This window comes from Butyrivibrio hungatei (assembly GCF_900101605.1).
In the GTDB taxonomy this organism is placed as follows: Bacteria; Bacillota; Clostridia; order Lachnospirales; family Lachnospiraceae; genus Butyrivibrio; species Butyrivibrio hungatei_B.
In genome coordinates, this window is record NZ_FMUR01000011.1 from 136,892 (window position 1) to 160,624 (window position 23,733).

At 41.6% G+C, this 23,733-nt stretch carries 17 protein-coding genes, 1 other RNA gene and 2 pseudogenes; 1 reads left to right on the plus strand and 19 read right to left on the minus strand.

The features are described from left to right. Nucleotides 1-29 precede the first annotated feature (29 nt). From folD to BLP87_RS10150, 3 genes are read right to left on the minus strand one after another with little or no spacing between them, the layout of a single operon-like run. Nucleotides 30-887, minus strand: a complete 858-nt coding sequence (gene folD, locus BLP87_RS10140) for a bifunctional methylenetetrahydrofolate dehydrogenase/methenyltetrahydrofolate cyclohydrolase FolD (RefSeq protein WP_074462603.1) — start codon at nt 885-887, stop codon at nt 30-32. A gap of 38 nt (nt 888-925) precedes the next feature. Then, nucleotides 926-2,602 carry a formate--tetrahydrofolate ligase gene (locus tag BLP87_RS10145; RefSeq protein ID WP_074462604.1) on the minus strand — a complete coding sequence of 559 codons (1,677 nt, stop codon included), beginning with the start codon at nt 2,600-2,602 and terminating at the stop codon, nt 926-928. After that, the gene (locus BLP87_RS10150; protein WP_074462605.1) at nt 2,602-5,394 is read right to left on the minus strand and encodes an FtsK/SpoIIIE family DNA translocase; all 2,793 of its coding nucleotides are present in this window, start codon (nt 5,392-5,394) and stop codon (nt 2,602-2,604) included. Before BLP87_RS10150 ends, BLP87_RS10145 begins: the two co-directional genes overlap by 1 nt. 99 nt (nt 5,395-5,493) lie before the next feature. On the opposite strand from BLP87_RS10150, the gene BLP87_RS10155 reads away from it, so the two are divergent. Next, nucleotides 5,494-6,063: a hypothetical protein gene (locus BLP87_RS10155; RefSeq protein WP_074462606.1), complete on the plus strand. Its 570-nt coding sequence runs from the start codon at nt 5,494-5,496 to the stop codon at nt 6,061-6,063. Between the two features lie 89 nt (nt 6,064-6,152). Here BLP87_RS10155 and BLP87_RS10160 read toward each other — a convergent pair whose 3' ends face one another. The 16 genes and pseudogenes from BLP87_RS10160 to BLP87_RS10235 all read right to left on the minus strand — a co-directional run. Further along, nucleotides 6,153-6,989 (minus strand): bifunctional hydroxymethylpyrimidine kinase/phosphomethylpyrimidine kinase, encoded by an 837-nt coding sequence (locus BLP87_RS10160; protein ID WP_074462607.1) that lies wholly within the window; start codon nt 6,987-6,989, stop codon nt 6,153-6,155. Nucleotides 6,990-7,236: 247 nt separating this feature from the next. Continuing rightward, a complete protein-coding gene (locus BLP87_RS10165; RefSeq protein WP_074462608.1) occupies nt 7,237-9,009 on the minus strand; it encodes a methyl-accepting chemotaxis protein in 1,773 nt (590 codons plus the stop codon). Nucleotides 9,010-9,164: 155 nt separating this feature from the next. Then, on the minus strand, nt 9,165-9,965 hold the full coding sequence (proB, locus tag BLP87_RS10170; protein ID WP_074462609.1) for a glutamate 5-kinase: 801 nt from the start codon (nt 9,963-9,965) through the stop codon (nt 9,165-9,167). Between the two features lie 127 nt (nt 9,966-10,092). Beyond that, nucleotides 10,093-10,569, minus strand: a complete 477-nt coding sequence (locus BLP87_RS10175) for a YczE/YyaS/YitT family protein (RefSeq protein WP_083334566.1) — start codon at nt 10,567-10,569, stop codon at nt 10,093-10,095. A 69-nt stretch (nt 10,570-10,638) separates the two neighbouring features. Continuing rightward, complete coding sequence (locus BLP87_RS10180) at nt 10,639-12,324, minus strand: glycoside hydrolase family 3 protein (RefSeq protein ID WP_074462611.1); 1,686 nt, start codon at nt 12,322-12,324, stop codon at nt 10,639-10,641. A 66-nt stretch (nt 12,325-12,390) separates the two neighbouring features. After that, nucleotides 12,391-12,746, minus strand: a transfer-messenger RNA (tmRNA) gene (ssrA, locus tag BLP87_RS10185). A gap of 82 nt (nt 12,747-12,828) precedes the next feature. Further along, the gene (smpB, locus tag BLP87_RS10190; protein ID WP_074462612.1) at nt 12,829-13,296 is read right to left on the minus strand and encodes an SsrA-binding protein SmpB; all 468 of its coding nucleotides are present in this window, start codon (nt 13,294-13,296) and stop codon (nt 12,829-12,831) included. A 477-nt stretch (nt 13,297-13,773) separates the two neighbouring features. Continuing rightward, nucleotides 13,774-15,735 (minus strand): annotated as a pseudogene (gene rnr, locus BLP87_RS10195) (ribonuclease R); the annotation flags it as partial. 129 nt (nt 15,736-15,864) lie between these two features. Continuing rightward, nucleotides 15,865-16,107, minus strand: coding sequence for a preprotein translocase subunit SecG (gene secG / locus BLP87_RS10200; RefSeq protein ID WP_074462614.1), 243 nt, complete (start codon nt 16,105-16,107; stop codon nt 15,865-15,867). A 78-nt stretch (nt 16,108-16,185) separates the two neighbouring features. Then, complete coding sequence (gpmI, locus tag BLP87_RS10205) at nt 16,186-17,733, minus strand: 2,3-bisphosphoglycerate-independent phosphoglycerate mutase (RefSeq protein WP_074462615.1); 1,548 nt, start codon at nt 17,731-17,733, stop codon at nt 16,186-16,188. Between the two features lie 104 nt (nt 17,734-17,837). Then, a complete protein-coding gene (locus tag BLP87_RS10210) occupies nt 17,838-19,586 on the minus strand; it encodes a DUF4153 domain-containing protein (protein WP_083334567.1) in 1,749 nt (582 codons plus the stop codon). Then, the gene (locus BLP87_RS10215; protein ID WP_330390042.1) at nt 19,583-20,782 is read right to left on the minus strand and encodes a cation diffusion facilitator family transporter; all 1,200 of its coding nucleotides are present in this window, start codon (nt 20,780-20,782) and stop codon (nt 19,583-19,585) included. Before BLP87_RS10215 ends, BLP87_RS10210 begins: the two co-directional genes overlap by 4 nt. Before the next feature lie 6 nt (nt 20,783-20,788). Next, nucleotides 20,789-21,481 carry a thiamine diphosphokinase gene (locus BLP87_RS10220; RefSeq protein ID WP_074462617.1) on the minus strand — a complete coding sequence of 231 codons (693 nt, stop codon included), beginning with the start codon at nt 21,479-21,481 and terminating at the stop codon, nt 20,789-20,791. A gap of 431 nt (nt 21,482-21,912) precedes the next feature. Then, entirely contained in the window at nt 21,913-22,764 is an 852-nt protein-coding gene (locus BLP87_RS10225; protein WP_176756636.1) for an HAD-IIA family hydrolase, read from the minus strand. Nucleotides 22,765-22,776: 12 nt separating this feature from the next. Further along, nucleotides 22,777-23,400, minus strand: coding sequence for a potassium channel family protein (locus tag BLP87_RS16355; RefSeq protein ID WP_074462618.1), 624 nt, complete (start codon nt 23,398-23,400; stop codon nt 22,777-22,779). Between the two features lie 50 nt (nt 23,401-23,450). Further along, nucleotides 23,451-23,733: pseudogene (locus BLP87_RS10235) on the minus strand (IS1634 family transposase); the annotation flags it as partial.

A 23,733-nucleotide genomic window follows, 5' to 3' on the forward strand; every position in this document is an offset into this window, starting at 1 on the left:
CCACTATTATCTCTACTTCTCTTCTACAATTATCTGAACATTGTAGCAGCTTCATAACAGTTGTTCATGAGCATAGCAATAGTCATGGGGCCTACACCACCGGGAACGGGTGTAATTGCGGAAGCTATCTCTTTAACCTCATCAAAGCATACATCTCCGCAAAGTTTACCGTCTTCATTTCTGTTAATTCCGACATCTATAACAACTGCGCCTTCTTTGACATGATCTTTGGTGATCATACCTGCTTTTCCGACAGCTGCGATAAGGATATCCGCTCTCTTGCAGACTTCCTCAAGATTCTTTGTTTTGGAATGAGCAACGGTCACAGTTGCATTCTCTCTTAACATCAGCATCGACATAGGCTTACCGACAATATTGGATCTTCCCACGATAACACATTCTTTGCCGGCTATATCGATCTTACCGTCACATCCGCGCTTTAAGAGCTGGATAACTCCTGCGGGAGTACATGATACAAAGCCTTTTTCACCTATACAGAGCGCACCCACATTCATAGGATGGAATCCGTCTACGTCTTTCTTCGGACTTATTGCATCGATAACAGTCTTCTCATCTATCTGCGAAGGAAGCGGCATCTGAACGAGTATTCCGTTTACATCTTCTCTGTTGTTGAGTTCATCAATCAGCTTAAGCAACTCTTCCTGAGAAGTTTCCTTCGGAAGTTCATAAGAAAGAGATCTGTATCCGATATACTCACATGCCTTTTTCTTGTTTCTTACATAAACCTGGGAAGCCGGATCTTCTCCGACAAGAATTACGGCAAGCGTAACTTCTATTCCCTGTTCCTTAAGACGAGCCGTTTTTTCTTTAAGCTCGTCTTTAATTATCTGCGAAATCGCTTTTCCATCAATAATCTGTGCACTCATACATACTCCTCAAATAAATAGATTTAACCGGTGTTTCCTTAGAATAATCCTGTGATCTTGCCGTTTTCATCAACATCAATGTCGTAAGCGGCAGGATGCTTCGGAAGTCCGGGCATTGTCATGATCGCACCCGTAAGTGCAACGACAAATCCCGCTCCGGCAGAAACGTATACTTCTCTTACGGTAATGTTGTATCCTGTAGGTCTTCCGAGAAGTGTCGGATCGTCCGAAAGAGAATACTGGGTTTTCGCCATACATACAGGAAGCTTGGAAAATCCCATCTCTTCAATCTTTGCAATCTGTCTGCTTGCGGCAGGTGTATATGTAACTCCGTCCGCACCGTAAATCTCTGTAGCAACCGTTCCAATCTTATCCTTGATTGACATATCGTCGCTGTAGATAGGCGCATAGTTGCTTGGCTTGGTATTTATTGTATCAATAACCTCTTTTGCAAGAGCTTCTCCGCCTTCGCCGCCTTTTGCCCAAACTTCCGCAAGAGCAAATCTGCAGTCTTTCTTTTCGCAGAACTCTTTTACAAAATTAGTTTCTTCTTCGGTATCCGTAATGAAGGAGTTAAGTGTAACAACAACTGGTACACCGTATTTCTGAATGTTCTCTATATGCTTTTCAAGGTTCACGATTCCCTTCTTGAGAGCTTCAAGGTTCTCTTTTCCAAGCTCTGTCTTGGGTACTCCGCCGTTATACTTAAGTGCCTTTATGGTAGCAACAAGAACAACCGCATCAGGCTTAAGTCCCGCGATTCTGCACTTGATATCAAGGAACTTCTCGGCGCCGAGATCCGCACCGAATCCTGCCTCCGTAACCGTATAATCAGCTATTGAAAGCGCTGTCTTTGTAGCTCTTACAGAGTTACATCCGTGTGCGATATTCGCAAAAGGACCGCCGTGAACGATAACGGGTGTGTGCTCAAGTGTCTGTACGATATTGGGCTTGAGCGCATCTTTTAAAAGAGCTGCCATAGCGCCGACTGCCTGAAGGTCTCCGGCAGTTACGGGTTCACCTTTAAAGTTATAAGCAACGATTATATTTGCAAGTCTCTTCTTGAGATCTTCAAGGTCACTTGAAAGGCAAAGGATTGCCATAATCTCAGAAGCAACGGTTATAACAAAGTGGTCTTCTCTCGGAACACCGTCTGCCTTTGCACCAAGTCCGACAACGATGTTTCTGAGCGCACGGTCGTTCATATCCTCGGCTCTCTTCCAAATGATCTGTCTTGTATCGATCATAAGCTCATTGCCCTGCTGGATATGATTGTCAAGAAGTGCGGCAAGCAGGTTGTTTGCAGAAGTAATTGCATGGAAATCACCTGTAAAATGAAGGTTCAGATCTTCCATCGGGACAACCTGTGCATATCCGCCGCCTGCAGCTCCACCCTTGATACCAAAGCAAGGTCCGAGTGAAGGCTCTCTGAGTGCGATAACAGTCTTATGTCCGAGTCTGTTAAGCGCATCTCCCAGTCCAACGGAAACAGTTGTCTTTCCTTCTCCTGCGGGAGTGGGGTTGATGGCTGTTACAAGAATGAGTTTACCTTTCTTCTTGCTCTCAGCTTTTTTCAGATATTCTTCAGTAAGTTTAGCCTTGTATTTTCCGTAAAATTCAAGATCATCCTCTTCTACACCTACTGACTTAGCAACCTCTTTGATATGAAGCATTTTCGCTTCCTGCGCGATTTCAATATCACTTTTTACTCCCATTATTCTCCTCCTACCATTTCTTCAAATTCAACCTTTGTCATAAGGACTTTTCTTGGTTTTGTGCCTTCTTCATCTCCGACAACACCCGCTTCACAAAGCTGGTCCATGATTCTTGCCGCTCTGTTAAAGCCAATCTTAAATACTCTCTGAAGCATTCCTATAGATGCTTTCTCTTTATCAATGATCATCTCGCCGGCCTGCACAAAGTATTCATCCCTGCTCGATGCTCCATCGCCCGAACTTGCGGCACCGCCGCCACCGCCTTGACTTTGAATATTCTGAATCTGCTGTTCAATCTCTTCTCCGTAAGACGATTCGATTCCCTGATTTCTTAAGAAATCGGTAACTGCCTGAACTTCTTTATCCGAAACAAATGCTCCCTGCATACGTGCGGGCTTTGTATATCCCTGAGGATAAAAGAGCATGTCACCCTTTCCCAAAAGCTTCTCCGCACCTGTTATATCAAGGATTGTTCTTGAGTCAACACCACTTGATACCGCAAACGCAACTCGGCTCGGCATATTTGCCTTGATAAGACCCGTGATGACATCAACTGAAGGTCTCTGAGTAGCTATGATCAAATGGATTCCCGCAGCTCTTGCAAGCTGTGTAAGACGACAGATTGCATCCTCGACTTCATTCGCGGAAACCATCATAAGGTCCGCAAGCTCATCTACGATAACGACAAGCTGGGGAAGAACCTGCTTCTCCGGATCACCGCTCTGTTCAACAAATTTGTTATATCCCTTAAGATCACGGACTCCGGCTTCGGCAAACTTCTTATATCTGTTTGTCATCTCCGCAACCGCCCAGTTAAGCGCAGCAGCAGCTTTCTTGGGATCTGTTACGACAGGAATCATAAGATGAGGGATTCCGTTGTAAACGCTGAGCTCAACAATCTTGGGATCAATCATGATCATCTGTACTTCTTCGGGCTTAGCCTTATAAATAAGGCTCATTATTATGGTATTTATACATACGGACTTACCCGATCCCGTAGCACCCGCGATAAGAAGGTGCGGCATCTTGGAAATATCCGTAACCACCGTTTTTCCTGCTATATCTTTGCCGACGGCAAAAGCAAGCTTTGATGAGAATTCTTTGAACTCTTTTGACTCAAAGAGGTCTCGCAGTGCAACCGCCTGATTCTCCTTGTTCGGCACTTCGATTCCGACAGCCGCTTTACCCGGAATAGGCGCTTCTATTCGGATATCTCTTGCAGCGAGATTCATCTTGATATCATCTGCAAGTCCGACAATCTTGTTGACTCTGACTCCCGCTTCGGGCTGAAGTTCAAACCTTGTTACGGAAGGTCCCTGACTTATGTCGGTTACGGTTACATTTACGCCGAAAGTCTTAAGTGTCTCCTGCAATTTGAGTGCCGTTTCCTTGAGCTGTCTTGCCGTCTCAAGATTCTTGTTCTTAACCCCCTTCTCCAAAAGACTTACGGGAGGGAATACGTACTTCTTGGCAATGGCACGCTTATGTGCCTCAATTTCTTTTTCCATGCCGACATTGACCGTATGCGGTCCCGGACCTGAAGGAACATGCACAGTTTCGGCTGTGGATGTGATCTTGGAAGATGCTCCGGGCGATCTTGAAATATGGTCCTGAGCATGTATCGCATAATCACCGTTCATGCCGTTCCCGAGATCTTCCGCATGTATCGGAACATCGGGAAGAATATCTTCCTGAACCTCTACAGGTGCCGCCTTTGCAACAAGCTTACCACCATTGTGATTATCAGGTAATGCAATAGGCTCTTCTTCCTTGCTTGAACCAAAATCCATGCTGTGAATTCTGGGTTCGGTGACAAGGACTCTTTGTCCGTCAGGTTCTATGTCTGTCTCTATCTCATGCTTATTGAGCATGATCTCATGTATATCGTCATGGAACTCTTCTTCATCCGGAATAAATATATTCCCGATATTTTCTTCTTTATTTTCACCATAAATATGGATATTGTCTGTTTTCTCTTCTTCAACATCCTCTTTTGTGATGTTGGTGTCAAGCATGACTCCCCGGACATTTTTCTCCATCCTGAGGATCTTGGCATCTTCTTTCTGTTCGATGGCAAGGCGCTTCTCTTCTCTTATTTCAGCCCTTCTCTTCTCAGCCATCTCGCGTCGTCTTTCCGCGTAGTCTCTGTAATTTGCAGCATCTTCTCTTGTCTTCTCAATAAGCTTCCTGCTACCGTTCCTGATACCACCGACAAAAGACTGTTCCGTGAATATCACAACGCTGACAATGCCAACCAGAAGCAGCACAAGAGCCGTTCCCGCAAATGACAGATGTTTATACAATGCATAAGCAAGTGAGCCTCCAAAGAATCCGCCGCCGTCTCTTCCGTCTTTTGCCGAATTAAATATAAATGCGACATCGTAATTCATCGCCTGCTGAGGTCTGTTGGTAAAAAGCTCCGCAATAATGCCCAACATAAAGAAAAGCACAATGCCGGAAACGACCTTACGCTGTGCCGCACTTGAGCCAAAATTAGCCACTGAAATAAGAACAGCGCCAAGTGCCACAAGTGGTGCAATATACGCCGTAACGCCGAAAAAGCCAAATAATATTCCGCTTACCGCACTGCCAAACTCTCCGCAAATACCAAAATTACATAAGAAAAGGAAAATCGTTAAAGCGACCATTGCAATAACCACAAGTTCGCTTCTTAAAGAATAGTCAATTTCTTCTGCTCTCTTGGCGGAAGTCTTTGCTCTGGAGTAGCTTCTTCCCGTACTCCTCGAAGCGGTCTTTCTTGTCTGTTTTCTACCATTATTACTTTGTGCCATATTCTCCCCTTGACTTATACAAAACTCTTATAAGTATACCATTTTCTAACCCCATATGCTATACTAACGTTATTGTAGTTTTGCGTAAAGGAGATAAAAATGGAATTCACACAGGAGTTAGAAACAGGCACTTTCAAAATGGTCGGCGCAGCGGAAACATCTTTAAAACTTAAAGAAGTCGCCGAGAAGTGCAGACTTGTCAGAACAGACAACGGGGTCAAAGTAGAGCTTGCATACACAGGTCCTAACGCCGGTAAATATATGCAATACATTGAAAAGCATAAAGAAGAGCTTACCAAGTATCTAATGAATCCCGATGAAACAGATCTTTACGAATGGATGGAGTCATCACATCAAAGCCCTATGTCTCTCAAAAAACATGAGAAAGAAAAACTGCTTTTATATGTAAATTTTGATCCTACTACAAGAATTATGCTCACAGGAATCGCCGACGAAAATGTAACACTTAAACTCGGTGCTCCACTTATGGAAATTAACATTGATGAGCTGACCAGAGACGAATTCAAGCTTAAGATCTACAACATGCTTTTACTCGCCGATGAAATCGCAGTTCTCATGGGAAATCTCGATCTCCGCAAGATGTCAAATATCCAGATAGTAAAAACATACCTCGCGGAAATCTATGACAAATATCACGAAAATCCTTGATCGTATCTATAAGAAAAAATATAAGCGGTGTATTGAGAGTGTTTTATCTCTCTACACCGCTTATTTTATTTCACTCGTAAAAAAGCATTTTACCTAATAAGCATCCCAAGATTTTTCTCAAATGCAACACCTTCGATACCCAAAGTGCCGTCTTTTGCCGCATCTTCAGCTGACGCACGTATAAAATCTCCGGCAAGTTTTGCCGCATCCAGAATAGTCATTCCATTAAGAATTCCGCCCATTATAATTGCCGCAAACAGATCTCCCGTTCCCGAATAATGCACGCCGTTGGTGCGGGATTTAATAAATCCGTGTTCTCCGTCAGATATAACAAGATTTCCGACTTCACCCTCTTCACTCACAGGAATTCCCGTAACAGCAATCATCTGCTTGCTCTTTCCTCTGATATCATCAGAAACTTTAAGCACATAATCAATAAGCTTTTCACCGGAATACTTATGATATTCTCCCGGATCGACGTCTGCAAGAAGACACAGCTCTGTGATATTGGGAGTTATTATATCAGCCTCTTTAACCATCTCTTTAATAGCATTAAGAAGACTGTCCGAAAAATTCATATATCGTTCTCCGTCATCCCCAAGCACAGGATCTACGAGAACGTGGGTATTCTCTGTCTTAAAAGCCTTTATAAACTCAAGTGCACTCTTTGCCTGTGCCTCATTCAACATAAATCCCGTTATAATGCCGTCAAAAGCTGCCTTTTGCTTCTCATAATTTGCCTTATACTCAGGAATAATTCCCGTAAGGTCTTTACAGTAATATGAAGAAAAACCCGTCTGAGCACTAAGTACAGCCGTCGGTACAGCACAGGTTCCGATTCCCATTGCTGAAAAAACCGAAATATCTGCTACAAGTGAACATTTACCCAAACCGGAAAGATCGTTTATTGCCGCTACTCTCATCATGCATCCTCTCTTGTCTGTATAATTTAAGTTATTGTCGCCGTAATCAAGCATATGATAACAGCAATATTAGTATACTTTTATTCTGGTATCATATGAATATACAGCTTTATATTATTATCAAATACCAGTTTTTCTTATTATAAAAACATATAGAAACACATAGAAAAAGGCACAGCCCAAAAATGATATGAGCCATGCCTTATAAATCAATTTAGTCTTATATACCTGTAATCCCAAAATGCAAGGATTAAAGATTAACAAACTGTTTTGTGCTGTCTGAGAGCTGGTTGGTAACACGGTTGTTGTTATCCATAGCTTCTCCGATACCCTGCATCTCTCCAACAATCTCTGTTGAGTTAGATGCTGAAGTATTGATAGCCACTGTACTTTCCTTAACAGACTCGCTGATTGAAGTAACCGATGTTGCCATCTCAGCCATGATCGCATTGAGATTGTCAGCCTTCGCATTAAACTTGCTAAGCATGTTGTCAATGATTACAGCTGTATTTCCATACTTCTCACCGATTTCTACGAATGAATCGTAATCGGAAAGAACTGTTGTGTTAATGAAATCAAGAACCTGAAGTGCGTTATCTGAAAGATCCTTAACCGCACTTGTAACATTCTGGCTGATTGCCTGAATGTTTCCGGCTGTCTGTCTGCTGTTTTCAGCAAGTGAACTGATCTCTTCGGCAACGACCGCAAATCCCTTACCCGCTTCACCGGCTCTGGCAGCCTCAATACTTGCATTAAGAGCAAGAAGATTGGTCTGTGATGCGATATCAAGAATGACATTTGTAAGCTCACCGATCTGGTTAACCTGCTCACTCTCTTTAACAGACATCTCGAGAACCTTACTGAGCTCTTCCATCTTAGCGCCAGTATTGCTCTTCTTAAGATTAGCCTCATCACGAACATTTGATGCCTCAACCTTAATCTCTGTTGCCGCTTCCTGTCCGCCATATACTTCATCATTTATGCTCTGAGTAGCGCGCTTAACATCTTCAAGCTTATCAAGCATATTGTTTGCGGTATGTGATACATTCTCCATACTTGCAGAAAGTTCTTCGAGAGCTGCAGATGTATTTGAAACATTGTCATTTGCTTTCTGAATCTTCATGGATACTTCCTCTTCAGAAGTAGCAAGTACCAATGTACCCTCTCTGATCTCACGCATAATTGTCTGAAGAGTCTCAATGAATCTGTTGAATCCCTTCTTGAAATATATAAGCTCAGAATCGACACTCGTCATAATTCTTGAAGTAAGATCTCCCTGACCGTTATCAATCTCATCAATGATCCTGTTAACCTCATTTGACATTGAAGAAATCTTACGAATGATAAGGAAATAGTTCATAAAGAATGTAGCCAAAATACATACGACAAAAATAAGAAGGCCAACAACTATCTTTACTACAGCGCCGTTTCTCATATCTATCATGTCATAGATTGATCCAGTAGCAATCTGTTCTACAGCATAATTAAGATTCTGCAAATCCTGTTCAACAACACCGAGCTGATCTTTTACCTCTGTTTCCATCATATGAGCACATGATGCACCTTGGGCCTTTTTGGCAAGCTCATATGCTTGATCGACAAGGTTCACATACTGATCGATGCTCTCCGACAACTGCTGTGCAACACCCAAAGCCTTAACTGAATACTCACTTCTGTTCTTACCGAGTTCATCCATAAGTTCAGTCACAAGCTTAGTAATCTCCGCTCTGTTCTGCTGAACAATGTTACCGAGATTTTGCTTCTGCTCTCTATCGGTATACATATAGCTAAAAGGCTGAGAATACAAAAAATAAACCTTTGCCGATATCTTACCTTCGTAATTATTTACGTTCGCAATATATGACATAAGTGAAGATGACATATTTACAGAATTATCCAACGAATCCATCGTTGCAAACATAACAAGTCCAAAGACTACAGCCATTATAACGTTAACGGCAATAACCTGAGAAAGAATTGAATTATACCACTTTATACCACTTTTTTTCCTTTTTTGTCCCATATAAGCCTCCATGATGCAATTGTAATAAAGCGCATTAGTTAACTTAATAATATAATCCGCATATATTTTAAGCAAGTGAAGTTAATATAAATAGTAAAAATTTCATATATTTATGCAAGTATTTGCCATAAATTAGTTAAAAAAATGCTACTCTATCACTGCTCCTTTGCAACAAAAAGTGTTCCAACTTTCTTTTTTTCGATAATATCATATAGCTTTTCGGGATTTTTTCCGTTGGTAATAAGTACGTCAATTCCATGAGATGTAGCCAGTTCTGCGGCCTCAAGCTTAGTGATCATTCCGCCTGTTCCTCTGTTTGACCCTGATCCCGACGCAACGCTCTTAAGCTCTTCAGTAATTTCCTCAACTCTGCTTATAACCTTTGCATTCGGATCCGTTTTGGGATTGCCGTCATAAAGTCCGTCAATATCAGAGAAAATAATAAGTTTGCTTGCATTACAGAAAATTGCAACAAGCGCAGAAAGCATATCATTATCGGAAAAGAGCTTCTTATCCGATTCAATCTCCGTATGGCTTACAGAGTCATTTTCATTAACTATGGGAATAATATGATTTTCAAGAAGTGCATCGAATGTATTTTTGAGATTCTCGCTTCTTGCGGGATTGCAAAAATCCGCATTATCAAGCAATATCTGGCCAACCATTCTGTTATATTCACCAAAGAATTTATCATAAAGATGCATGAGCTCAGTCTGTCCGACCGCTGCCGCCGCCTGCTTAAGTCTTATTTCCTTAGGCTTCTGCGCAAGACGCATCTTTCCTGCGCCTACAGCTATTGCCCCCGACGACACGAGCACCAGGTCATATCCCAGGTTCTCAACACCGGACAGTGCTCTGCATAGATGATCAAGTGATCTTATATCAACATTTCCACTGTCATTTGTTATTGTAGATGTTCCGACTTTTACAACTATTCTCTTCTTACTTACGCTCATATCAGTTCCTTCTTCTCTTTTTTTACGAATAAAATGATTTTATATGTGCGTAGTAAATTAGTCAAGAAGCCGCTAATCTGAGCCAAGAGGAACTTAATAAATTAATCCTGTAAAAGTCGGCGCATTATTATTGTTTATTAAGGAAAGGTCTGGCAAATTTCACATTGAAGAAATCAATCAAAGGTCCCATGAAAAATGCCGTGATAATCGTTCCGACACCTGCAATGGTGGGAATCATGGATAATGAGTTGCCCGCAAGTACAAACAAAACGCATCCGATAACAACGCATACAAGATCGGTGCAGATTCTTATGTATTTGAACTTACCGAGTTTCCATTTGGATGACATCACAATAGCCACCGCATCATAAGTTGAAACTCCAAGATCTGCGGTCATATACATCGCAGATCCAAAGCATATGATAACGATACCTATCAAAAGACATATCACGCGAACGATCATCGAAGGCTCAGGAATAAGACTTTGAAGAACCTTAAGCGTAAACTGCGTAATATATCCCAGAAGAAAAAGATTTATAAATGTCGCAATACCTATATTATGTCTGTCCGCAACCAGACTGAAGATAATAGCATCGCGTTCCAATATTTACTTACTAAATTTTGACGTTTTGCCTATCATATTTTGTCCGCATATTTTCCTTTATCTCCATGATTATCCCAAGAAAATCTTATAGATTGCCGCAGTTATATTAACTCCGGGTCCGTAGCAGGCAACAAGCGCATCCGCATTATTAAACTTCTGAAGATCGTACGGAAGATTTGTGCTGAGTACCAAAGTCTTTTTTCCGTTGTTCTTTGCCTTTTCGATCAATGTATCTACGGTAGCCGTATTTTTTAACTCTCCTCCCGTAGCGCAACTTGATATGCAAATAACCACATCCGCGTTTTGTATGGATGAATCGGCCGAAGATGAAACTCCTTCGCCGTCAAAAATATAATCAACTTTATTTATTCCGGCCTTCTTAACTCCCGCCTTAATGGAATTAAGCTCTTCCTTTTTGGGATAAAAAATTACTACTTTTTTATCTTTACCTATCGGAAAAACTCCGTCATTTTTAGTCGCCGTAGCGGCTTTTTGAGCAATCTCCCACTCTACAGCCTTGAGTTCCTTGGAACCTACAATGCTTGCCGCATTTTTAGGGGAAGCTTTTTGAACCTTATCCAAAAGACCGTATTTTTCTTTGGTACGAAGAATCCTTGTCACAGACTCATTTATTCTATTTTCGGATATCGCGCCGCTCCTAACCATATCTCCGAGCCCTTTGATATATGCGTCAAGATCAGCAATATCCTTGGTAGATGTGAGACGCACCGGCATCAAAAGAATGTCCGCTCCCGCGTTAATCGCTCTTGCGGAAGCATCAAGCTTATCAAAATTAGTGGATATTGCGTCCATCTCCATAGAGTCGGTTATAATAAGCCCTTGATATCCAAGTTTCTTTCGCAAAATATCTGTCAAAAACATTTTAGAAAGCGTTGCCGGAAGATATATTTTCTGCCCGGATGCTTTGGAAATACACGTTTCTTTTTCTATCTGAGGAAACTGGATATGTGCCGTCATTATGAAATCTGTTGCTGCAGCCAGCGAAGAAAACGGAATCAGCTCGCTTTTAAGCAGTTCATCATATGTCTTGTCAATCTTGGGAAGCCCCGTATGACTATCAACATCAGTATCTCCGTGCCCCGGAAAATGTTTAAGGCACGTCATAACCTTTTGATCATGAAGGCCATTTACATAATTTAAGCCATACTGTGTTACTATCTCAGGTTTATCGGAAAAAGATCTTACTCCGATCACGGGATTTGCCGGATTGCTGTTCACATCAACAACCGGTGCAAAATCGAGATTAAAACCTTGCACAGCGAGCTCTTTTCCGATCACAGTTGCAGCCTTGTAAGCGTTTGTGACATCTCCGGTAGCGGCAACAGCCATGTTTCCGGGCATATGCGTTCCCGTCTGAAGACGTGTCACTCTTCCGCCTTCCTGATCCACGGCAACAAACATACTGTCTTTGAACCCACCGTTTGAATGTGCATCCTGAATGCTGTTTATAAGTTCAGTTGTCTTAGTCACATTCTTTGTATTCTGTGAAAATAAGATCACTCCGGCGAAATCATACTTCTTTAATGCAGCTGCCTGCTCGGAATTAAGCACCGTAGTATCCTTGTTGTTCCATGTTCGAAGCGACGGAATGATCATCTGCGCAATTTTCTGCTCTGTAGTCATTCCGGATATAATGGATTCCACCGGCTCTTTAGCCTTTATGGAAACCACGCTGCTACAGAACGCCTCTGCAACCATAACATATGTCAATAAAAGTGATGCGAATCGTCTCATACCAAATGCCCTTCTTATGCTAAATATCCTTATTATGCAAAAAGCGCGTAACAACGCGCTTTTTAAGTATGGATTAGACGGGAGTCGAACCCGTGTCCAAAAATTCATCCCCTGTACTTCTACTATCATAGTCAATTATTGCGGGATTCTGCATCCCTGTTCCCTCATGCCTGCAGTAATTGACAACCGCAAACAATCGGTAGCTTCATGATACGACCACAGCCGCAAAGCTTAAGCTGTGTCGTTTCCTACAAGTTTTGACGCCGATTACCGGATATGTAGGTGTACCCGGGTCGACGGGCTGCACTTAGGCAGCGTAAGCTAAATTATCGTTAGCGTTTAATTTTAATTTGAGGTTTAACGCACCATCCCGCGGATAGCTTCTCCAGCTTCAAAATCCCTGTCGAAACCTTTACTAACCCTTATTTAATTATATGCAAAGAACCTTTGGCTCTTATTGCTTATTAAGTATATCGTCTAAGCAGCCATTTATCAACAGCTTTATCACTTAAATCTCATCTTGAATTCTTTTTCGGCTTCTCTCTGCTGATCTTTCTTGGCCATATCCGCACGTTTATCATACAGCTTCTTACCTTTGGCAAGACCGATCTCAACCTTCACCCTTCCGCTCTTAAAATATACTTCAAGCGGAACAAGCGTATATCCCTGAACCATCTTCTGCTGGTCAAGCTTTCTGATCTCAGTCTTATGCAAAAGAAGCTTCTTAACCCTGAGAGGATCCTTATTAAAGATATTGCCCTTCTCATACGGAGTGATATTCATTCCCATAATAAAGGCTTCACCTTTATCTATACTGATCCACGCTTCCTTAATGCTGCACTTACCCTGACGTATCGACTTAACCTCGGTACCGAACAGTTCAATGCCGGCCTCATATTTTTCCTCTATGAAATAATCGTGATATGCCTTCTTATTATTGGCTACCAGTTTTCTTGCCTTATCTTCTGCCATAATATTTCCTTTTTAGTTTCTTCTTTTCCCTTTGCCCTGAGCGCTTCTTGCAGCCTTACTCGTGGCAGACTTCTTGTATTTATGTACCTTGTAGACCTTGCGGGTGGATTTTTTCTTATCGCCGCCGTCATCGGTCTTCTTTCTTCCGGAATGTGAAGTTTTTGCCGCAACACCTTTTCCGGATTTAGAGCCTTTCCTGCGCTTTGGCTGTGGCTCGCCCGTTCTCGGATCGGGTTCATACTCGTTAAGGTCTATCAGCTTACCTGCATACTCGACGAGCCTCTTTCTGACTCTCTCTTTTGCAGAATCACCGGCATCATCAAGCGCTTCAAAATCATCAACATCACCCTGATACTCTGTATCTTCCCTGTCTTCTGATGCTTCGCTTAGCTTCCTGATCTTTCTTGCCTTATCCTCAGCGATTTTTCTCGCTTTCGGCACAAAACGGTCATAGCCTGTATAAAAATCTGTCTCACCATCTTCACTATCGGAATCGATAAGCATAAAATCTATGGTCTTGGTAATCCTGTCAGCTCCAAGAACACGGATCATCACTTTCATTCCAAGTGTATATTCCTTATGATACCTCTCGCCGACAAGCTTCATCGAAGCTTCATCATACACATAGAAATCATCTTCCATAGAAGCGGCGCGTATCATGCCTTCACAGGAATTCTCAAGTTCAACAAACATTCCCCATTGGGTAACGCCCGAAATGACACCTTCAAACTTTTCGCCGATATGATTTTCCATATACTGGGCTTTTTTGAGCTTCTCTGTCTCGCGCTCAGCTTCTTCCGCTCTTCGCTCCGTCTCGGATGAATGTTTTGCAACTTCATCAAGAATCTCCTCATAGTGAGAAGCCTTAGCTTCATTCATCCTGCCGCGAAGATGATCCTTGATGATCCTGTGAATCTGAAGATCGGGATATCTTCTGATAGGAGAAGTAAAATGACAATAATAATCAAATGCAAGTCCAAAGTGGCCTGTACACTCCGTGCTATACTTAGCCTGCATCATGCTTCTCAGTGTCATTCTGCTTACAACGGCCTCTTCCTTTGTTCCCTCGATTCCCTTGAGGAGCTTTTGGATCTCTTTGGGCTTAACGCCTTCATCCCTTCTTGTCTTGATATGAAAACCAAAATTATTTACAAAAACAGAAAGTGTCGCGATTTTCTCCGGATCAGGCTGCTCATGGATACGATACACGAAAGGACTTTGCATGTAATAAAAATGCTCCGCAACAGTCTGATTTGCAGCAAGCATAAAGTCTTCAATAAGCCTTGTTGCCGTATTTCGCTCACGCATCACTATATCTGTAGGATTTCCGTCCGCATCAAGAAGAATTTTTGATTCGGGAAAATCAAAATCAATGGCACCTTTCTTCTCTCTCTTTTTCCTGAGAATACCGGAAAGAACCGCCATATCCTTGAACATGGGAACAAGCTCTTTGTACTTGGCAATTTCCTCTTCATCCTCATCTTCGAGAATCTTCGCAACCGAAGTATATGACATTCTCTCATTGACGTTAATGACCGACTCAACAATATTATGATCGACAATGCCGCCGTTTTTATCAACCGTCATAAGGCAGCTGAGCGCAAGCCTGTCTTCGCCGTGATTTAAAGAGCAAATGCCGTTAGAAAGCCTGTGCGGAAGCATTGGGATAACTCTGTCTACGAGGTACACGCTCGTTCCTCGCTTTAGCGCCTCTCTGTCAAGCGCAGAGCTTTCCTGCACATAGTTTGTAACATCGGCTATATGCACACCCAGATGATAAAGTCCCTCATCATCAACATAGAGACTAACCGCATCATCAAGATCCTTGGCATCCTCACCGTCAATAGTGACCATAGTGAGGTCTCTTAAGTCTTCTCTTCCATACATATCGGCTTCGCTTATGGAATCGGGACACTTATTGGCCTGATTGATAACTTTCTCGGGAAATTCATAAGGTATTCCGTTATTTTTTACAATAGACAGGATATCTACACCCGGATCGTTTATATTTCCGATTATCTCAAGAACTTTGCCCTCGGGCTTCTGTCTCTTTGCGATATTTCCGTAATCCGTTATCTTAACAAGAACCTTATCGCCCGTAACAGCTTTATTATGATGTTCTATCGGGATAAAAATATCGCTGGTAAACTTATCACTGTCGGGAATAACAAAGCCAAAATTCTTCTCAGCCTGGTATGTTCCGACAATCTCTTCAATACCTCTTACAAGAATATTTCTGATCCTGCCTTCCTGTCTTTTACCCGTCTGTTCTTTCAGAAGTTCAACTTCCACAGTGTCTGAATGGTAGGCTCCGTGCACATATTCCTCAGGGATAAAAATATCATCCTCCATATCATCAACACTCACAAAGCCAAAGCCTCTTGCGTTAGAGATAAATTTACCCACCACAAGTTCCGCGGACTTTTTCTTGCTTCCGCCATATATGCTGCCTTCTATTCTCTTAAGTCTTTTTCCCTTACTCATAATCAAGCTCCGTGACATTATGTCATATACGAAATAAGGCACTCTAAACTAATAGAGTGCCCGAAATCCATCAAAAAAATAATTTTAAAAAATATTCATATCAAGAACTACACTTATGATGATGAAAAGAACAGCAAGAACAACTGTTGCTTTCTTCATCAAACCTTCGGAAGAACGTCCCTTGTTCTTACTCCAATATGTATTCTCAACTGAACCCTGAATAGCTCCGAGTCCCTGGCTCTTACCTTCCTGAGCAAGAACAAGCACCACAAGAGCGGCACATATCAATATGAAAATTACTCCTACAGCGTAATTTAAAGCATTCACAAAAATAGCCCTCCCAGTACATATTACTGAAATAAATATCTCTCGCAATTAGCGAACAAATAATACTTTAACATATTATCACTTTTTTATCAACAAAGACTTTCCTGTCATTTCCTCAGGCTGCTTCTCTCCCATGCACTCGATAAGTGTGGGAATGATGTCTGCAAGGCATCCGCCCTCTCTGAGTGTGTACGCAGAATCGTAATTTACAAGGATGAAAGGAACAGGATTTGTTGTATGAGCTGTCCAAGGCTCACCTGTCTCATAATCGATCATCATATCTGCATTACCGTGATCTGCGCAGATAAACATTGTTCCGTTTGTTGCCTTAACCGCTTCAACGATCTTTCCAACGCACTCATCAACTGTCTCAATAGCCTGAACTGCAGCAGGGATAACGCCTGTATGTCCTACCATGTCAGGGTTTGCAAAGTTTGCTACAACAACATCGTATTTCTGTGAGTTGATGGCATCAAGAATCTTCTCGCATACTTCGGGAGCACTCATCTGAGGCTTAAGATCGTATGTGGGAACATCCTTAGGGCTGTTTACAAGAACTCTGTCCTCGCCTTCGTTGGGCTGCTCAACACCGCCGTTAAAGAAGAATGTTACATGAGCATACTTCTCTGTCTCAGCGATACGTGCCTGCTTAAGCCCCTTAGCCGCAAGCCATTCACCAAATGTATTTGTAAGAAGAACCTTCTTAAATGCAACTTCCTTATTGGGGATAAGAGGATCGTAATCTGTGAAGCATACATAAGTTACGTCAAGTCTCTTACCTCTGTTAAACTTATCAAAATCATCATCGCAGAAGCAATGTGTGATCTCTCTTGCTCTGTCGGGACGGAAGTTAAAGAAGATAACCGAATCCTTATCCTTAACTGTAGCAACAGGCTCGCCGTTCTTCATGATAACCGTAGGAATAACGAACTCGTCTGTCTTGCCGTCCTTATATGTCTGAACCATGCACTCATGTGCGCTGTCTGCCTTATTTCCTTCGCCCTTTGTAATAGCATTGTAAGCAAACTCAACACGGTCATAGTTATTATCTCTGTCCATAGCATAGTAACGGCCTGAGATAGAAGCGATCTGGCCTACACCAAGCTCTTTCATCTTATCCTCAAGCTGCTGAACGAAATCGATTCCACTCTCCGGAGGAGTATCTCTTCCGTCGAGGAAGCAATGTACATATACCTTGCTGAGTCCGTTCTTCTTAGCAAGCTCAAGAAGTCCGTAAATATGTGAAATGTGGCTGTGTACACCACCGTCTGAAACAAGTCCGTACATATGAAGAGCCGAATCATTTGCCTTACAGTTATTTATAGCAGCCATGAGTCCTTCATTTGTAAAGAAATCGCCGTCCTCGATAGACTTTGTAATTCTTGTAAGCTCCTGATATACGATTCTTCCGGCACCCATATTCATATGGCCTACCTCTGAGTTACCCATCTGGCCGTCGGGAAGACCTACAGCAAGTCCACTGGCATTACCCTGTACAAAAGGATATTCCTTCATAAGTGAATCCATTACAGGAGTCTTTGCCATTGCAATGGCATTTCCCTCAGGATTGGGATTGATTCCGTATCCGTCAAGAATCAAAAGAACTGTTGGCTTTGAACCTTTCATTTATTTATTCCTCCATAATCTACGCATAAAGCGATTAAAATACTGATAAATTATTTTTTCCTTGCATAGTATATCTCAAACAGTGGCTAAATGACAAGATGGGTTTATTTAAGTACATAACCGTTTGCATCAATACTTCCGATACTACTCATATCCTCACTGCAATTTATACTGATATAAGAAATAATAAATTTCCCTCCGTCATTAAGAGGAACCGGCTCCTTTATCGCATCATTCATCTCAGAACCGCTTGCTCCCGCTTTATTAAGCTCAATAAGCTTTTTTATCACATCTTCAAGATTGACAACGCCTATCTTCTTTCCGCCGCAGGTAACATCATACTCATAACCGTCCGTCTCTTCACCCGCATAGCCGTAGTATTCAAGGTTTGCTACATAGAGTTTCTTATATCCGCCCGAAATATCATAGCTGTTGTCTTCATATCTGTTTGCATAGATGTATAAAGAATTGGTTGAAGGCTCAACTCCGGATCCCGAAATTTCGACCATTGCCTCATTCTCTTCGTCGCTCAGTTTTTTATGTATATAATTTTTCCCAACAGCGCCGCAGGAATACGCAATTGTTTTGTACGACTCGGAGGCGGCATGTTTTGAAACCTTACTGTTGTTCTCATTCAGAAACTTCATCACATTTCCCTTATGCGATGCGATAACCACAGAATATGCATTTATTCCGGGAGCCAAAAGAGCTATATAGGAAACCGCAATGATTATGCAAAAAACAAGCGGCATAGCATTCTTCTCTTTTTTCATGTTATAGATATACAGAACAAAATATGCAATCTCAAACACAATAGCCGCGATTCCCGCATATCTTGTAAGCGTAAGTCCATATAATGAGATCTGTCTTCCGAGACTTAATATTTCCATGATGATGCATGGAATAAAAAGAAGCGGCATATATTTAAAAATTTTTCTTAGGTTCTCTTCGCATACTCCCTGTGCCATCGTCCATATGAACACGCCAAATCCAAACAATGTCGTGAGAATACCGAATACCATATGCAAAGGGAACATCCATTTTACGATAACCTTGATTATATAGGCATAAATGATCACAAATGCTATGGCCAAAAGTCCTGTGAGCACATAGTTCAGCATCACTTTGCCAAACTTTGATATCTCGTCATCAGTCTTGGAAACGCCCATCAAAGCGCACGGATACTGAACAAATCCAAGAAGCAGTATCCATACGCGCTCGTAAACAACAAAATCAACCTCAACTATAAGCACGCTGAACGCCCCTATGATCATCATAAGTCCGATAACAAGGACAATGAAAACAATCTCGGCTTTCATAAGTCCGCAGAAGGCCTTGGCGGTATATTCTTCAAACGTACAACCGCTCTTTTTCAAAAAAAGATATAACGCCGCGCATATCATAACGACCGCAAAACACGAGACGATCCTGTAATCATATTCCTCCCAGAGATCTACGGTTAACTCGGAAACGCCTATTTTTGCCGCAATTATATTGTGACCGAACGAAAAAAATATCGCTGTAAAAAAACCGAGAATAACGCTTACAAACATAACAACGGAACAAGCTATCTTATAGTTCATATTCTTTAGGATATCCTTGTCGCCATTTTTTATCCTATACATTCGAAAAGCTTCCAAGGGAAGAGCTCCAAGTGCGATGATTAAAAAGAATGTGGCCAAACATTTGACGGTAAGCGTTGTATTGTCACTTCCGCCCTCGCAAATAAAGCAGTAAAGAATCGTCGATATCAGCACACTTATAACCGAAACCGGATGCTCTTTTACTATTTCCATAAAACCGTTTCTGATTTTCTTAAGCCCCAACATATTCCCTCCTAAAACTTTCTTCATGCCTTTTCCGTCTTCTCTGTCTTATCTATTGTAATCTCACATTCGATATCGGGTTCCATCCTCTTTATCCTATCTTCGAGATATGCGGTTATTTCATCGTCTTTCATACTGTATTTGTACGGAACGCTCAGATCAAACGCAACCCTGTGCCCCTTATCATTTGAATGTTTAAGCCTGAAATCGTGAAATTTAAGCTCAGGATCAAGATTTTTTACAATGCAGCTCACTTTGCGCTTTAATCTGTCGGTGTCCTTATCTCCTATAACTACGGGATCCATATGTATAACAACCTCGCAGCTGTATTTGGCCCTGAGTTCATTCTCGATATCATCGATAAAATCATGAACGGTCACAAGATCGAGTCTTCCGTCAACTTCGGCATGAAGCGACATAAAAAGTCCCGTAGGACCGTAATTGTGTATCACAAGATCATGTACTCCGAGAATATTTTCGTGTAAAAGAACCGTCTCTTCAATTTCTTTTACAAGCTCTTTACTGGGTGGCTCTCCCAAAAGCGGATTGATCGTATCTCTTGCGGCATCAAGTCCCGTTTTTACAATGAGTATTCCAACCAGTATTCCCACATAGCCATCAAGAACAATACCTGTTTTGCTCGTAATTATCGCACATACAAGTACGACGGTTGTTGTAAAAACATCGGAAATACTGTCAAGAGCCGTATTATTAAGCGCAGGGCTCTCTATCTTCTTTGCAGCTTCCTTATTTCCCATGTACATCAAAAATTTGACAAATATGGCAAAGATCAGAATACCTGCCACAACAGGATCAAAGCTTATCTCTCCGGGATTGAGTATTTTCCCAAAAGATGTACGGATAAGCTCAACTCCCATGAGAATAATAAGAAGCGCAACTATAAGTCCCGCAATATATTCAATTCTTCCATGTCCGAAGGGATGTTTCTCATCGGCTTCACAGCCGGAAAGCCTGAAGCCCACAAGAGTCACGACAGACGAACCGACATCCGAGAGATTATTAAAGGCATCCGCCATAATAGAGATCGATCCGGTGATACAACCCGCGATCAATTTAGAAACAAAAAGAATACAGTTCAAAAAAATACCGACAGCACCGCTCAAAACGCCGTACTGCTGTCTTACTTTCGCATTTTTAACCTGTGTATAGTCTTTAATAAAAAACTTTGCAAGAAAACATATCATACATATATCGAGTATCACAAGCAGTTACTTTCTGTTGTCTTCAAAAAAATGAATACATATCAGAAGTGTCCCTCTGCCCACAGATACCTCCGCCTCCTCATCAATGATGAACTCATTACTGACACCAAGCGGAAAATCACTTGTAAGAGTCCCGTTATCAAGCGTATACATAAGTCCTTTCAAAGTAACTTCGTAGGATTTTTCGGAAAGAGAAAAAATTGAGAGATATCCCGTATTCCCCCTGTTAAACTTAACCGTCTCGTTCTCCGCTATCATGAGCATCTTGTCATGTTCCATGATATATCCCGTTCCGCCGTTATGTTTAATATACAACAAAGTCTGTACATTGGCAAAGCTGTGATCGAAGCGTGCGCCGCCCAGAGCTCCGTATAAATATATCTTCTTGTAGCCTTTTGAAAGAGCTATCTTTACAGCTTTAATTGTATCCGTGTCATCCTTTCTCACATCAAGGCGCAGGATTCTGCCCGGATCTGCCCCCGCGATCTCTTCAAGACTTCTAAGCGCCTGCGGTCCAAGTTCAGCAGTAGAATCAAAGTCTCCGACAATAAGATCCGGTAAAAGTCCCAGTTGCTCCGCATATGCAAATCCGGCATCACATGCGATAAGATAATCGCCTTCATTAAGTTTTATATCGACCGGAACAAAACTTCCGGCTGAAATTATTACACACTTTGGTTCTTTCTTTAAATCACTCACTACAATTTCCTCTGTTGTATGATATTTCGTAACTAAAACAATATTTTTATAACAGGTATTTTTAACTATAACATAAAGCTAATTTATTTTAAATCATATTGCGTGTTACGGAAAAAAGCACGCATTCTACAACCTAATGGCACCAGGCTAATTTTAGTCTCAAAATTAATTTGCACACTAATATGAACGAAATCTTGCAAAAATTACACATTCCCCTTATAGGCATAGACATAATCATAAAAATTAAATAAAATCAGATTGTGGTTAAAAGTAATCACAACCACTGTTTAAGCTATCCTCAAAGTAAACCCCCACTTTTCTCTCTTTTCTAAACAGGGCAGAAATCGAAAGATTTCCGCCCTGTTTAACTTTTTACCACTTTTTATTATCTTTAATCCTAACCTAACTTCCTTAATCTCGCGTACTTAATCTCAATCAGAAAGCATTTCTCCCATCTCTTTGATCGAATCAAATACTGCGTCAGGCTGTACTTTGGATGCAGGAATATCATCTTTTTTAGTCTCACCGGTAAGAACCAAAACTCCCATAGCTCCGTTATTTACGCCTGTTGCCACATCGGTATATATCCTGTCTCCGACAAATGATATCTTATCTGCCGAAATGCCCGTAGATGCAACGATCATGTCAACCGTTTCCTTAAAAGGTTTTCCGACAAACCTTGGTTTAACGCCCGTAGAAAGTTCAATCGCAGCACAGATGGCACCGCAATCGGGTATAAATCCATTTTTTACGGGACAGTTTATATCAAGATGCGTTGCAAGAAAAATCGCTCCTTCACGAATATATGTGCACGCATTTGTAAGAGTTTCATATGTAAGAGTCTTGTCAAAACCGACAACTACAATATCGGGACGATTGGCTTTTCTACCGTCCGATGACACACCGTTCTCAGCGTCATACAAATTGATCCCCGCATTTACAAAGCTTGTTCTGAGCGGTTCTGTACCGAGAAGATAAACGGATTTACCCGGATATTCCGTCTGCAAAAACTTGATCATAACATCACCCGACGTCATGATCATATCGCTTATTATATGACAGTTCATTTTAGCCAGTTTCTTTATGTATTCCTCGGATGATGTGGATGAATTATTGGTAAAAAAGATATATCTTTTTCCGGCTCTTTTCACCGCTTCCAAAAAATCAAGCGAACCGTCGAGTATATCATTTTCAAGATAAAAAGTTCCGTCCATATCAAGTACAAACAGTTCCGTTGAATTAAGTATCTTTTTCTTTGTTTCTAAATTAAACATACTAAGCATTTTAAAACCTCTTTATATATTTTCATTATGCAGATGTTTGTCATACAGCAAGACAACGTCACCTGCCTTTATTACAAGATCTCCGCTCGGGATCAGCGTTTTATTGCCTCTTCTTACCACATAGATATAGCTCTGTCTCGATATATCTATATTTCTTACGGCAGTATTGTTCCAGGAATGTCCCTCATTTATAACTATCTCTTTTATTGCGACAGGCTGAAGCTCTTTGGTCTTCTCTGCACACAAAACAACAATGTCACCGGCGCAAAGAACCGTGTCGCCACGCGGAATTATTGTCTCATTGCCTCTTTGAACGGCAACGGCCATCATATCCTTGGGAATCCCGAGATCTGAAACTTTCCTGCCACACCAGGAATCATCGCCTTGAAGCATGATTCTTATAAAGTGAATATTCTCCTCTTCGGCAAATTCGCCTATATCCTTAAGCCTTTGAAACTGCTCAACGAAACCCGCGGAAATGATACCCGTAGGGATAGCGACCATTCCAACGCCCAAAAAAGCTATTATTATCGCAAAAATCTTACCCATTATCGTAACGGGATATATATCGCCATAGCCTATTGTAAGAAGCGTCGATGCGGACCACCAGATTCCGGAAAACGCATTCTTAAACACTTCAGGCTGTGCTTCATCCTAAACTCCCGTCATTTTATACCAAGGTTTGATCATGTCGGGACATTTAACCCCATGAACTCATAGAGTTCACATTGCTTTGCTGTTATCTCAGATAGATGATGTGCCTTTCCGGGCTGCTGATAATACTCAATGGTATCCAGTTCATCAAGTAATGACTGGATTGTGTACCTGCTAAACAGACCGTTTTCATCCATCTTCTTTTTGATATAAGACACCATCTGAAGTGCTATAAACTGAATAAACAGTTTGCCTTCAAAGTTTTCTTCTGATGCGACGGACATTCGTCGCATGGAAAGCCGTTCCTTAAGGTTG

Excerpts from the sequence above, each read along its gene's own strand:
- folD (WP_074462603.1), bottom strand. The coding sequence starts at position 887 with ATGAGTGCACAGATTATTGATGGAAAAGCGATTTCGCAGATAATTAAA.
- BLP87_RS10145 (WP_074462604.1), bottom strand. The coding sequence starts at position 2,602 with ATGGGAGTAAAAAGTGATATTGAAATCGCGCAGGAAGCGAAAATGCTT.
- BLP87_RS10150 (WP_074462605.1), bottom strand. The coding sequence starts at position 5,394 with ATGGCACAAAGTAATAATGGTAGAAAACAGACAAGAAAGACCGCTTCG.
- BLP87_RS10155 (WP_074462606.1), top strand. The coding sequence starts at position 5,494 with ATGGAATTCACACAGGAGTTAGAAACAGGCACTTTCAAAATGGTCGGC.
- BLP87_RS10160 (WP_074462607.1), bottom strand. The coding sequence starts at position 6,989 with ATGATGAGAGTAGCGGCAATAAACGATCTTTCCGGTTTGGGTAAATGT.
- BLP87_RS10165 (WP_074462608.1), bottom strand. The coding sequence starts at position 9,009 with ATGGGACAAAAAAGGAAAAAAAGTGGTATAAAGTGGTATAATTCAATT.
- proB (WP_074462609.1), bottom strand. The coding sequence starts at position 9,965 with ATGAGCGTAAGTAAGAAGAGAATAGTTGTAAAAGTCGGAACATCTACA.
- BLP87_RS10180 (WP_074462611.1), bottom strand. The coding sequence starts at position 12,324 with ATGAGACGATTCGCATCACTTTTATTGACATATGTTATGGTTGCAGAG.
- smpB (WP_074462612.1), bottom strand. The coding sequence starts at position 13,296 with ATGGCAGAAGATAAGGCAAGAAAACTGGTAGCCAATAATAAGAAGGCA.
- gpmI (WP_074462615.1), bottom strand. The coding sequence starts at position 17,733 with ATGAAAGGTTCAAAGCCAACAGTTCTTTTGATTCTTGACGGATACGGA.
- BLP87_RS10210 (WP_083334567.1), bottom strand. The coding sequence starts at position 19,586 with ATGAAGAAAGTTTTAGGAGGGAATATGTTGGGGCTTAAGAAAATCAGA.
- BLP87_RS10225 (WP_176756636.1), bottom strand. The coding sequence starts at position 22,764 with ATGCTTAGTATGTTTAATTTAGAAACAAAGAAAAAGATACTTAATTCA.